Here is a 14,084-nt window from a genome sequence, read left to right on the forward strand (position 1 = left end):
CGGCCGGCTCCCCGGAGGGAGCCGGCCGTACGGTGCCGGTCATTCGAGTCCGTCGAAGAGGGCGAAGAGCTCCTCGTCGCTGGCCGCGTCGAGGTCGGCGTTCTCGTCGGCCTCCGGCTCGGCGGGCTCGCCGCCGGCCGCCTCGGCGGCCTCCAGCAGCTCCCGCAGCCGGGCGGCGATCCGGGCGCGGTCGTCCTCGCCCGTGGCCGCCGCCGACTCGATCGCCGCCCGCAGCCCGTCCAGGCCCGCCAGCACGGGCTCGGCCGGCGAGACCTCCTCGATGACCAGCTGGTCCTGGAGGTGGGCGGCGAGCGCGGCCGGGCTCGGGTGGTCGAAGACGAGCGTCGTCGGCAGCCGCAGCCCCGTGGCCTTGTTGAGGAGGTTGCGCAGCTCCACGGCGGTCAGCGAGTCGAAGCCCAGGTCCGAGAAGGCCCGGTCGGCGGTGACGCCGTTCGCGTCGGAGTGGCCCAGCACCTGCGCCACCTGCGCCCGGACCAGGTCGGTCAGGACCCGGCCGCGCTCCAGCGGCGACAGGGCCGCCAGCCGCTCGGTGAGCGACGGCCCGGCGTCCGCGCCGCCGCCCGCGGCGGCCGCCGCGCGCTTGGCGGGCGTCCGCACCATGCCGCGCAGCAGGACCGGCGGCTCGCCGCGCCGCAGCGCGGCCGTGTCCAGCCGGGTGACGGCCAGGACGGCCTCGCCGGTGCCCGGAGCCGCGTCGAACAGCTCCATGGCCTCCTTGGAGTTCAGCGGCAGCAGCCCGGAGCGGGCCAGGCGGCGCAGGTCCGCCTCCGCGAGGTGCCCGGCGATGGAACCGGTGTCCGCCCACAGGCCCCAGGCCAGCGACGTGCCGGGCAGGCCGTTCGCCCTGCGGTGCTCGGCGAGGGCGTCCAGGAAGGTGTTGCCCGCCGCGTAGTTGGACTGGCCGGCCGTGCCGAGGAGACCGGCGACGGAGGAGTAGAGGACGAACGCGGACAGGTCCGGCAGGTCCTTGGTGAGCTCGTGGAGGTTCCACGCCGCGTCGATCTTGGGGCGCAGGACCGTGGTCAGTTGCTCGGGCGTCATCTGGGCGATGACGCCGTCCTCCAGCACACCCGCCGTGTGGACGACGGCCGTGAGCGGGTGCTCGGCCGGGATGCCCGCGATGACGTCCGCGAGCGCGGCGCGGTCGACGACGTCGACGGCGGCGAGCGTCACGGTGGCGCCCAGCTCGGTCAGCTCGTCGCGCAGCTCCGCCGCCCCGGGGGCGTCGGCGCCGCGCCGGCTGAGCAGCAGCAGGTGGCGTGCGCCGTGCTGGGTGACCAGGTGCCGGGCGAGGATGCCGCCGAGGGCGCCGGTGGCGCCGGTGACGAGGGTGGTGCCGCGGTCCCAGGCGGGCGGGTTCTCCACTGTCCGCTCGGCGCGGGCCAGGCGGGGGACGAGGAGGGCCTCGCCCCGGACGGCGAGCTGGGGCTCGCCGCTCGCGACGGCGGCGGTCACCTGGTCCTCGGTCGCGCTGCCGTCGATGTCGACGATGCCGATGCGGCCCGGGTTCTCCGTCTGCGCGGAGCGGAGGAGGCCCCAGACGCCGGCGTGGGGGAGGTCGGTGACGTCCTCCTCGCCGACGGCGACGGCGTTGCGGGTGACGACGACGAGGCGGGAGTCGGTGAGGCGCTCGTCCGCCAGCCACGCGCGGGTCAGCTCCAGGGTGGCCTGGAGGGCCGCGTGGGCCGCCTCGAGGGTGTCGGCGCCCTCCGCTGCGTTCGCGGCCTGCACGAGGACGACGGCGGGGGCCGCCGTGCCCTCGTCCAGGGCCGCGGTGAGCGCGGCGAGGTCGGTGTACGACCCGATGCCGTCGGGCAGCGGGAGGCCGTGGGCGGGTGCGCCCGCGGTGGGTGCCGCGCCCGTCTCGTCGGCGCCTGCCGGCCGGTGGTCCGGTTGTGCCCACCCGTCCCGCCCTGCGGGACGATTGCCCACAACCTGGGCCCAGTTCGTCGTGTCCGGCGTGCCTGCGACAGGCGCGGGCTGCCAGGTGACCTTGAGGAGGCCGTCCTGCGCCGCGTTCCCGGCGGCCAGCAGGGCCTCCTTCGACAACGGGCGGAGGGTCAGGGAGTCCACCGTCGCCACCGGCTGGCCCGCGCCGTCGGCGACGGTCAGGGCGGCCAGGAGCGTGGTGGGCTCCGGGGACTCCAGCGAGAGGCGCACCCGCAGGACCGTGGCGCCCGTCGCGTGGACGGTCGCGCCGGACCAGGAGAACGGCAGCCACGAGGGGCCGTCCGCCGAGGCCACGCCCGGCAGCAGCGGGTGGAGCGCGGCGTCCAGCAGCGCCGGGTGGAGGGCGAACGCGGCCGCGTCGGCGCGCAGTTCCTCCGCCAGGGCCACCTCGGCGTACAGCTCGTTCTCGCCCTGCCAGACCCGGCGCAGGCCCTGGAAGGCCGGGCCGTAGCCGTAGCCCTGGTCGGCGAGCCGCTCGTAGACGCCGTCCAGCGGCACCTCGGTGGCGCCGGCCGGGGGCCAGACCACCAGGTCGGCCGGGGCGGCCCGGCCGGTGGTGAGGGTGCCGGAGGCGTGGAGGGTCCACGCCCGGTCGGCGTCGCCGTCGTCGGGCCGCGAGTGGATCTCGACGGTCCGCAGGCCCTGCCCGCCGTCCGCGCCGACGGCCAGCTGGAGCTGGACGGCGCCGCGCTCGGGCAGCACCAGCGGCGCGGCCAGGGTCAGTTCCTCCAGCGAGTCGCAGCCCGCGTGCTCGCCGGCGCGCAGCGCCAGCTCCAGCAGGCCCGTGCCGGGCAGCAGCACCGAGCCGAGGACGGCGTGGTCGGCCAGCCAGGGGTGGGTGGTGCGGGAGACCCGGCCGGTGAAGACGTACTCGTCGCGCTCGGCGAGCTGGACGGCGGCGCCCAGCAGCGGGTGGTCCGCCGCGCCCAGGCCCAGCCCGGCCGCGCCGCCGCCGGCCGAGGCCGGGGCGTTGAGCCAGTACCGCTGGTGGCGGAAGGCGTAGGTGGGCAGGGCGACCCGGCGGGCGCCGGGGAAGACGGCCGGCCAGTCGGTGCGCACGCCCCGCGCGATGAGCTGGGCGAAGGCGGCGGCGGCCGTGCGGTCCTCGGGGCGGCCCCGGCGCAGCGCCGGGGTGAGCGAGGCGGCCTCGCCGGTCAGGCTCTCCTGGACGAGGGCGGTGAGCACGCCGTCCGGGCCGAGCTCCAGCCAGTCGGTGACGCCCTGCTCCTCCAGGTACCGCACGCCGTCCAGGAAGCGGACGGCCTGGCGGATGTGGCGGGCCCAGTAGTCGGGCGAGGTCAGCTCCTCGGCGGTGGCGAGGGTGCCGGTGACGTTGGAGACGACCGGAACGCGCGGCGCGTGGAAGGTGAGCCCGGCCGCGACGGCCCGGAACTCGTCCAGCACGTCCGCCATGTGCGGGGAGTGGAAGGCGTGGCTGACGGACAGCCGCTTGGTCTTGGCGCCGCGCTCGCGCCAGAGGGCCACCAGCTCCTCGACGGCGTCCTCGTCCCCGGAGATCACCGTGGAGCGGGGGCCGTTGACGCCGGCGACCGCCACGCGCTCCCCGTCGCCGTAGGCGTCGAGGGTCGCGAGGACGTCCTCCTCCGTGGCCTGGATCGCGGCCATCGCGCCGCCGTCGCGGGCGGCCTGCATCAGCCGGCCGCGCTCGGCGACGAGGTGGCAGGCGTCCGCGAGGTCGAGGACCCCGGCCAGGTGGGCCGCGGTGACCTCGCCGATGGAGTGGCCGAGGAGGTAGTCGGGGGTCAGCCCGTGGTGGGCGGCGAGCCGGAACAGGGCGGTCTCCACGGCGAACAGGGCCGCTTGCGTGAAGACGGTCTTGTCCAGCAGGGCCGCGTCCGGGGAGCCCTCGGCGGCGAACAGCACGTCCTTCAGCGGACGCGGCAGCTCGGTGTCGAGGTGGGCGCAGACCTCGTCCAGGGCGGCCGCGAAGACCGGCGAGGACGCGTACAGCTCACGGCCCATGCCCAGGCGCTGGGAGCCCTGCCCGGTGAAGAGGAACGCGGTCTTCCCGCGCCGGCCGCCGGTGGCCCGGACGACGGCGGGGGAGGACTCGCCGTTGGCCAGGGCTTCCAGTCCGGCGAGGAGTTCGTCGCGGTCGGCGCCGACGACGGCCGCCCGGTGCTCGTGGAGGGCACGAGTGGTGGCCAGCGAGAAGCCGACGTCGACCGGCTCCAGCTCGGGGTGGGCGCCCAGGTGGGCGCGCAGCCGCTCGGCCTGGGCCCGTACGGCCTCCTCGCTGCGGCCGGAGACCAGCCACGGCAGGACGCCGTCGGCCGGACGCTCCGCCGTCTTCTCCTCGGCCGGGGCGACGGGCCGCTCGATGATGACGTGGGCGTTGGTGCCGCTGATGCCGAAGGAGGAGACGGCGGCGCGGCGGGCACGGCCCGCGTCGGGCCACGCCCGCTCCTCGGTGAGGAGCTCGATCGCGCCGGCCTCCCAGTCGACGTGCGGGGAGCGCTCGTCGGCGTGGAGGGTGCGCGGCAGCGTGCCGTGCTCCATCGCCTGGATCATCTTGATGATGCCGCCGACGCCCGCCGCGGCCTGCGAGTGGCCGATGTTGGACTTCAGCGAGCCGAGGTACAGCGGCCGGTCCTCGGGCCGGTCCTGGCCGTAGGTGGCCAGGAGCGCCTGCGCCTCGATGGGGTCGCCCAGGGTCGTACCGGTGCCGTGGGCCTCCACCGCGTCCACGTCGGACGGCTGGAGGCCGGCGTTGGCCAGGGCCTGGCGGATGACGCGTTCCTGGGCAGGGCCGTTGGGGGCGGTCAGGCCGTTGGAGGCGCCGTCCTGGTTGACGGCGGAGCCGCGCAGCACCGCGAGCACCTGGTGCCCGTTGCGCTCGGCGTCGGAGAGCCGCTCGACGAGCAGCAGACCCACGCCCTCGGCCCAGCCGGTGCCGTCCGCGTCGGCGGAGAAGGACTTGCAGCGGCCGTCGGGCGAGAGCCCGCGCTGCCGGCTGAACTCGATGAAGACGTGCGGTCCGGCCATCACGGTCACACCGCCCGCGAGCGCCATGTCGCACTCGCCCGAGCGCAGCGCGTTCGCCGCCAGGTGCAGGGCGACCAGCGAGGACGAGCAGGCGGTGTCCACGGTCACGGCCGGGCCCTCCAGCCCGTACGTGTAGGACAGCCGGCCCGAGACGACGCTGGAGAGGTTGCCCGCGAGCAGGAAGCCCTCGAACTCCTCGGGCGTGCCGGCCAGCCGCGACGCGTAGTCGTCGTACATGGCGCCGGTGAACACACCGGTGTTGGAACCGCGCACGGCGGCCGGGTCGATGCCGGCGCTCTCGAAGGTCTCCCACGCGGTCTCCAGCAGCAGCCGGTGCTGCGGGTCGGTCGCGGTGGCCTCGCGCGGCGAGATGCCGAAGAACTCCCGGTCGAACAGGTCGGCGTCGTGGAGGAAGCCGCCGTGCCGGACGTAGGAGCTGCCGGACTTCTCCGGGTCGGGGTCGTAGAGCGTGTCGAGGTCCCAGCCGCGGTTGACGGGGAACTCGCTGACGGCGTCCACGCCGTCGGCCACCAGACGCCACAGGCCCTCGGGGGAGGTGACGCCGCCGGGGTAGCGGCAGGCCATGCCGACGATGGCGATGGGCTCGTCGGCGGAGGCGGCGGAACGGACGGCCTTCGTCACGGCCTTCGTACCGCTGTCGCCCACCTTGGAGAGCAGGAACGCGGCGAGCGCGGCCGGCGAGGGGTGGTCGAAGACGGCGGTGGTCGGCAGCCGCAGAGCGGTGATGGTGTTGAGCCGGTTGCGCAGCTCCACACCGGAGAGGGAGTCGAACCCTAGCTCCTTGAAGGCCCGTTCGGGGTCGACGGTGGTGGCGTTCGCGTGGCCGAGCACGGCCGCGACGACGCCCCGGACGAGCTCGGTCACCGCACCCGCGCGCTCGCCCTCGGGCAGCGCCGCGATCGACTGCGCCCAGCCGCCCTCCTGCCCGGCACCGGCCGCCGCGCGGGCGGTCCGGCGCGGGGCGCGGGTGCGGACGAGGCCGCGCAGCAGCGCCGGCGGCTGGTCCGCCGCCGCGAACGTCGCGAGGTTCAGCGCGGCGGGCACGTACAGGGGCTCGCCGCCGGTGAGCGCCGCGTCGAACAGGGCGAGCCCGAGCTCCGGGGTGAGCGGCGAGACGCCGGCCCGCGTCCAGCGGGCCAGGTCGGCCTCGCCGAGCGTGCCGCCCATGCCGTGGGTGGCGTCCCACAGACCCCACGCGAGCGAGGTGGCGGGCAGGCCGTTCGCCTTGCGGTGCTGGGCCAGGGCGTCCAGGTAGGTGTTGGCGGCCGCGTAGTTGGCCTGGCCGGCGGTGCCGGTGATGCCGGAGACGGAGGAGAAGAGGACGAAGGCGGAAAGGGTCGCGATGTCCTTGGTGAGCTCGTGGAGATGCCAGGCGGCGTCCACCTTGGGACGCATGACGGTCTCGAGCTGCTCCTCGGTGAGGGCGGCGACGGTCGCGTCGTCGAGGACGCCGGCGGTGTGGACGACGGCGGTCAGCGGGTGCGCGTCGTCGACCTGCGCGAGGAGTCTCGCGACCGCGTCGCGGTCGGCGGCGTCGGCGGCGGCGACGGTCACTTCCGCGCCGAGGGAGTTGAGCTCGGCGACGAGCTCCTTGGCGCCGGGGGTGGCGGCGCCGCGGCGGCTGCTGAGCAGCAGATGGCTGACGCCGTGCGTGGTGACGAGGTGGCGGGCGAAGAGGGCGCCGAGGCCACCGGTGCCGCCGGTGATGAGCACGGTGCCGTGCGGGTCCAGGGTCGCGTTTGCGGGTGCGGCCCGGTGGTCGGGTTGTGCCCACCCGTCCCGCCCTGCGGGACGATTGCCCACAACCGTCGTCCTTGCCAGCCTCGGCACGCGCAGTTCGCCGCCACGTATCGCCAGCTGAGGCTCACCCGTCGCGATGGCGGAACCGAGCAGCCCGTCGTCGTCCGCGTCCACCAGGACGAAGCGACCAGGCTGCTCCGACTGCGCCGCCCGCACCAGACCCCACACCGGGGCCGAGTCCAGGCCGGTCACGTCCTCGTCCGCGCCCGCCGCGACGGCGTTGCGCGTGACGAACACCAGCCGCGATTCCTCCAGCCGCTCGTCCGCCAGGAACGCCCGCACGAGGCGCAGCGCGCCCCGAGCGTCCGCCGGGCGGGCGACGACGACCTCGGCCGCCGGCAGCGATTCCCCGTCCGTCTCGGCCCACGTGACGGCGGAGCCGTCGGCCGTGGCGACGGTCGGCCACTCCACCACGAACAGCGCGTCCGGCCCGGAAGCCTTCGGCGCGAGCTTCGCCTTCTCGACCGGCCGCAGCGTCAGCGAGCCCACGGAGGCGACCGCATCGCCCGCCGCGTCGGCCAGGTCGATGGAGACCGTGTCCGTCCCCACCGGCGAGATCCGCACCCGCAGGGCCGTCGCGCCGGCCGCGTACAGCGCGATGTCGTTCCACGCGAAGGGGAGCCGGATCTGCTCCGGCGCCGACGGGTCGGCGGCGTCCAGCACCAGCGGGTGCAGGACGGCGTCGAACAGCGCCGGGTGGAGGGCGAAGCCGTCGAGGTCGGTGCCCTCGGGCAGCCGGACCTCCGCGTAGACGTCGTCACCCGCGCGCCAGACGGCCTTGAGGCCCTGGAAGACGGGCCCGTAGCCGTAGCCGAGGGCGGCCAGCCGTTCGTAGACGTCGGTCAGAGGCTCGGCGACCGCCCCGGCCGGCGGCCACGCGGCGAGCGAGGACGCGGCGGGCGCGGCCGGCAGCGGGGCCGGGGCGAGGGTGCCGGCGGCGTGGAGGGTCCACGGCTGCGGCTCGTCGCCCCCGGAGACCTCGGGCCGGGCGTGGATGGTGAACGGGCGGCTCCCGGACGCCTCGGCCGCCGCGACGGCGACCTGGACGCGGACCGCGCCGCGCTCGGGCAGGACGAGCGGCGCCCGCAGGGTGAGCTCCTCCACCTGGCCCGTGCCGGCCCGGTCGCCCGCGGCGACGGCCAGCTCGATGAAGGCCGTGGCGGGGACGAGCACGGTGCCGTCGATGGCGTGGTCGGCCAGCCACGGGTGGGTGGTCAGGGAGAGGCGCCCGGCGAGCAGCAGGTCCTCGCGGTCGGCGAGTTCGACGGCGGTGGCCAGCAGCGGGTGCCCGGCCATGTCCAGGCCGAGGCCGCGCGCGTCGGCGGCGGGCCGGGCCGCGAGCCAGTAGTGGGCGCGCTGGAAGGCGTACGTGGGCAGGTCGGTGGCCGAGCCGCCGGGGAAGAACGACGCGGCGTCGAGCGGCGCGCCGACCGCGTGGGCCTGGGCGAGCCCGGCGATGAGGGTCTCCGCCTCGGGGCGGCCCTTGCGCAGCAGCGCGACGGCCGTGGCGCCGTCCCCGGACAGGGAGTTGCGCGCCAGCGCCGTGAGCACGGCGTCGGGGCCGAGCTCGACGAACACGGTGGCGCCCTGCTCCTCCAGCGCCCGGACGGCGTCGGCGAAGCGCACGGCCTGCCGGATCTGGTTCACCCAGTAGTCGGGCGTGGCGAGCTCGCCCGGCTCGGCCGGACGGCCGGTGACGGTGGAGACGACCGGCAGGACGGGCTCGTGGAAGGTGAGCCCGGCCGCCACGGCCCGGAACTCCTCCAGCACGTCGTCCATGTGCGGCGAGTGGAAGGCGTGGCTGACGGTGAGCCGGTGGGTCTTGCGGCCCTGCTCGCGCGACTGCGCGGCGATGGCCTCGGCGACGGTCTCGTCACCGGAGATCACCACGGCGTCGGGGCCGTTGACGGCGGCGACGGACACGGCGTCCTCGTGGCCCGCCAGCAGCGGCAGCACGTCCTCCTCGGTGGCCTGGATGGCGATCATCGCGCCGCCGGAGCGGGCGGACTGCATCAGCCGGCCGCGCGCGGCGACCAGCGCGGCGGCGTCCTCCAGCGAGAGCACGCCCGCGACGTGCGCGGCGGCGAGCTCGCCGATGGAGTGGCCGGCGAGCAGGTCGGGGGTGAGCCCGTGGTGCTCCAGCAGCCGGAACAGCGCGACCTCGATCGCGAACAGCGCGGGCTGGGTGTAGCGGGTCTCGTGGAGCAGAGCGGCGTCCTCGCCGCCCTCCTCCGCGAAGACGAGCTCCTTCAGCGGCCGCTCCAGGTGCTTGTCCAATTCCTCGACGACGGCGTCGAAGGCGGCCGCGAACACCGGCTGCCCGGCATGGAGTTCACGTCCCATGCCGACCCGCTGGGCGCCCTGACCGGTGAAGAGGAACGCGGTGCGGCCCGCGCGGGCGGCGCTGCCGGTCACCACGTTCCCGGCGTCCACGCCCTGGGCGAGCGCGCCGAGCCCGGCGAGGAACTCCTCGCTCGTCCGGCCGGTCACCACGGCCCGCCGCTCGAAGGCGGTACGGGCGGTGGCCAGCGAGAAGCCGATGTCGGCGGGGTGGGCGCCGGTGCCGTCGACCAGCTCGCGCAGCCGGCCGGCCTGCTCGCGCAGGGCGGCCTCGTCGCGGGCGGTGAGCACCCAGGGGGCGCGCACGGCGAGATCACCGGCGCCGAGGGCCTGGGGCGCCTCGTCGGCCTGCTCGATGACGACGTGGGCGTTGGTGCCGCTGATGCCGAAGGAGGAGATCGCGGCGCGGCGCGGGCGGCCCGCGTCGGGCCAGGCGCGCTCCTCGGTCAGCAGCTCCACGGCGCCGGAGGTCCAGTCGACGTGGCTGGTGGGCGTATCGACGTGGAGGGTCCGGGGGAGCTTGCCGTGCCGGATGGCCTCCACCATCTTGATGAGGCCGCCGACGCCGGCCGCCGCCTGGGCGTGGCCGATGTTGGACTTCAGCGAGCCCAGGTACAGCGGTGCCTCGCGGTCGGCGGCGCGGCCGTAGGTGGCGAGCAGCGCCTCGGCCTCGATGGGGTCGCCGAGCTTGGTGCCGGTGCCGTGCGCCTCGACGGCGTCGACGTCGGCGGGGGTGAGCCGGGCGTCGGCCAGGGCCTGGCGGATGACGCGCTGCTGCGAGGGCCCGTTGGGGGCGGTGAGGCCGTTGGAGGCGCCGTCCTGGTTGATGGCGGTGCCCCGGATGACGGCGAGGACCTTGTGGCCGTTCTTGCGGGCGTCGGAGAGCCGCTCGACGAGGAGGAGGCCCACGCCCTCGGCCCAGGAGGTGCCGTCGGCGCCCTCGGCGAAGGACTTGGATCGGCCGTTGGCGGCGAGGCCGCGCTGGCGGGAGAACTCCACGAACATGCCCGGCGAGGACATCACGGTCGCGCCACCGGCGATGGCCAGCGTCGACTCGCCCGAGCGCAGCGAGCGCACGGCCATGTGGAGGGCGACGAGCGAGGAGGAGCAGGCGGTGTCGACGGTGACGGCGGGGCCGACGAGGCCCAGCTGGTAGGCGATGCGGCCGGACATCACGCTGGAGGTGGTGCCGGTGAGCAGGTGGCCCTCGACGCTCTCGGGCGCGTCGTGCATGCGCGGGCCGTAGTCGAGGGCGGTGGCGCCGACGAACACGCCGGTGCGGCTGCCCTTGAGGCGCTCGGCGTCCAGGCCGGCCCGCTCGACGGCCTCCCAGGCGGTCTCCAGCAGCAGCCGCTGCTGGGGGTCCATGGCGAGGGCCTCGCGGGGGGAGATGCCGAAGAAGCCGGCGTCGAAGAGCGCGGCCTCGTGGAGGAAGCCGCCCTCGCGGACGGAGCTCTTGCCGTTGGCGCCCGGGTCGAGGTCGTGGAGGTCCTCGTCCCAGCCGCGGTCGGTGGGGAAGCCGGAGACGGCGTCCACGCCGCCCTCGACGAGCTTCCACAGGTCCTCGGGGGAGGTGACGCCGCCGGGGTAGCGGCAGGCCATGCCGATGATGGCGATGGGCTCGCCCTCCGCGCCCGCGACGGCCAGGTCGTCGTCGCCCTCGGCGGCGCCGGTGAGCTCGGCCTCCAGGTGGGCGGCGAGGGCCTCGGGGGTGGGGTGGTCGAAGAGCAGGCCGCTGGGCAGCCGCAGCCCGGTGGCCTCGGCCAGGGCGGTGCGCAGCTCCACGGACATCAGGGAGTCGAGGCCCAGGTCCTTGAAGGGCGAGCGGAACTCGACGCGGCGGCCCGGTCCGTACTCGAGGACGGCGGCGACGTGCGCCCCGACCAGCTCGGTCACGGCGCGGCGGCGCTCGGCCTCGGACAGCCCGGCGAGCCGGGCCCCGAGCTCGCCCCGGGGGGCGCGCGAAGCCGGTTCATGAGTGGTGGAGGGAAGCGCGGCGACGGACCGGCCGACGCCGTCGAGCCAGTACCGCTCGCGCTGGAACGCGTACGTGGGCAGGGGCACCCGTACGGCGCCGGAGCCCTCGAAGGCGGTGGCCCAGTCGACGGAGGAGCCGCGCACGGAGAGCGTGGCGAGCGCGGCCAGCAGGGTCTGCGGCTCGCTGCGGCCCTTGCGGAGCGCCGGCACGGAGGCGGCGACGGAGGCGTCCCGCAGGGATTCGGCGACCATCGCGGAGCAGACGCCGTCGGGGCCCAGCTCCAGGAAGGTGGTGACGCCCGCGTCCTCCAGGGCGCGGGTGGCGTCGGCGAAGCGCACGGGGCGGGAGACGTGCTCCACCCAGTAGTCCGGGGACGTCCACACGCCGTCGGCGATGACCTCGCCGGTGACGGTGGAGACGGCCGCGATGCGCGGCTCGTGGAAGGTCAGCCCCTCGACGACCGCGCGGAACTCCGCCAGCATCGGGGCCATCAGCGGCGAGTGGAAGGCGTGGCTGACGGTGAGCCGCTTGGTCTTGCGGCCCTGCTCGCGCAGGGTCGCGGCGATCTCCTCGGCCACGTCCTCGGCACCGGCGATGACCACCGAGCGCGGGCCGTTGACGGCGGCGACGGCCACCGCGTCCTCACGGCCGGCCAGCAGCGGCAGGACCTCGTCCTCGGTGGCCTGGACGGCGATCATCGCGCCGCCGGCGGGGAGTTCCTGCATCAGCCGGCCGCGCGCGGCGATCAGCGCGGCGGCGTCGGTGAGCGAGAGGACGCCCGCGACGTGCGCGGCGGCGACCTCGCCGATGGAGTGACCGGCCAGGTAGTCGGGGCGCACGCCCCAGGACTCCACGAGCCGGAAGAGGGCGACCTCGACGGCGAACAGCGCGGGCTGCGTCCAGCGGGTCTCGTCCAGGCCCTCGCCGCTCGCGATCACCTCGCGCAGCGGGCGCGGCAGGTGGGCGTCGAGGGCGGCGCACACCTCGGCGTAGGCGGCGGCGAAGACCGGGAAAACCCGGGCCAGCTCCTCGCCCATGCCGGCGCGCTGGGCGCCCTGGCCGGTGAAGACGACGCCGAGCAGGCCGGGCTGGACGGTGCCGGAGACCAGCCCCTGGGCGGGGGTGCCGGAGGCGAGCGCGTCCAGGCCCGCGAGCAGCGCGTCCCGGTCCTCGCCGAGGACGACGGCGCGGTGGTCGAAGACGGTCCGGGAGGAGATCAGCGACCAGCCGATGTCGGCGGGGGAGGCGGACTCGTTCCCGCGCACGGCGGCGGCCAGCCGCGCGGCCTGCGCGGAGAGGGCCTCGGGGCCGCGCGCGGAGATCGTCCAGGGGGTGACGACGGGGGCCTCGCCCGGCTCGGGGCGGGCGGCGGGGGCCGGGCCGGAGGTGAGGACGACGTGGGCGTTGGTGCCGCCCATGCCGAACGAGGAGACACCCGCGACGAGTTCGCCGTCCGGCTGCGGCCAGGCGGTCAGCTCGCGCTGGACGGCCAGGCCCAGCTCGGCGAGCGGGATCCTCGGGTTGGGCGTCTCGAAGTTGAGGCTCGCGGGCAGCCGCTCGTGGTCGAGCGCCAGCAGGGCCTTGAGCAGGCCGACGATGCCGGCGGCGCCCTCCAGGTGGCCCACGTTGGTCTTGGCCGAGCCGACCAGCAGCGGCTTGCCCTGGCGGGCGGTGCCGAGGACGGCGCCCAGGGCGGCCGCCTCGATGGGGTCGCCGACGGGGGTGCCGGTGCCGTGGAGCTCCACGTACTGCACGGCGCGCGGGTCGACGCCCGCCTTCTGGTACGCCTCGCGCAGCACCTGCTCCTGCGCGGTCTGGCTGGGGACGGTCAGGCCCGGCGTGGTGCCGTCGTTGTTGACCGCGCTGCCGCGGATCACACCGTAGACGTGGTCGCCGTCCGCGACGGCCTGGGACAGCGGCTTGAGAACGACGACGCCGCCGCCCTCGCCGCGCACGAAGCCGTTGGCGCGGGCGTCGAAGGTGTAGGTGACGCCGTCGGGGGAGAGGCCGCCGAAGCGCTCCTCGGTGACGGCGTTCTCAGCGAGCACGTTGAGGTTCACACCGGCGGCGATGGCCATCGCGGACTCGCCGGAGCGCAGCGACTCGCAGGCCAGGTGGACGGCCACGAGCGAGGAGGACTGCGCGGCGTCGACGGTCAGGCTGGGGCCGCGCAGGCCCAGGTAGTACGAGACGCGGTTGGCGATCACACCGCGGTTGACGCCCGTCATGGTGTGCTGGGTGACGGCCTGCTCGCCGTGCTGGTAGAGCAGGGCCGAGTAGTCGTCGCGCAGCGTGCCGACGAAGACGGCCGTCCGGCTGCCCTCCAGCTCGGCGGGGACGATCCCGGCGTCCTCCAGGGCCTCCCAGGCCAGCTCCAGGACCAGGCGCTGCTGCGGGTCCATGGTGGCGGCCTCGCGGGGCGAGATGCCGAAGAAGGCGGCGTCGAACGTGTCGACGCTGTCCAGGAACCCGGCCCGGCGGACCCCGAGGGCGGATCCCTCGACCCCGCCCGCCAGCGCCGACTCCCAACGCCCCTCGGGGACCTCGGTGATGGCGCTCGTACCGGTGCTCAGCAGTTCCCAGAACTCCGCCGGGCCCGCCGCCATCGGGAGCCGGCAGGACAGGCCGACGACCGCGATGGCCTCGGATCCGTCCCGGAGCGCCGTGACCCCATCGGGGGTGTGCTTCTTCGTCATCGCGCCCAGCAGCCCTTTCGTAGCTGAATTCCTCAACGGCCCATAAACATTTCGAGAACGCCGCGACCCGGCCCTGCCACCTGCTCGAATTCCGCCCGGCGGTCCCGTGCTACAACACATGAATCCTGCACAGATCCTAGGCAGTTGACGTCCTGCGGTACTTCAGCGACCGGTCACGGTGCGGTAATCGACGCGCCGCCGAAAGGGGTGAGCGGCGCATTACCCCACGGTGAGCGAGGGGTTGCGAACGCCGGGCTAGGGTCCGCTTGGAT

General features: G+C 75.6%; 1 protein-coding gene. It reads right to left on the reverse strand.

Annotated features, from left to right (window positions below; translation table 11 throughout):
* Positions 1 to 39: 39 nt before the first annotated feature.
* Positions 40 to 13,812, reverse strand: coding sequence for a type I polyketide synthase (locus EKH77_RS17545; RefSeq protein ID WP_126915301.1), 13,773 nt, complete (start codon positions 13,810 to 13,812; stop codon positions 40 to 42).
* Between the last annotated feature and the right edge of the window lie 272 nt (positions 13,813 to 14,084).

The sequence above is a fragment of the Streptomyces luteoverticillatus genome (assembly GCF_003970715.1).
Lineage (GTDB): Bacteria > Actinomycetota > Actinomycetes > Streptomycetales > Streptomycetaceae > Streptomyces > Streptomyces abikoensis.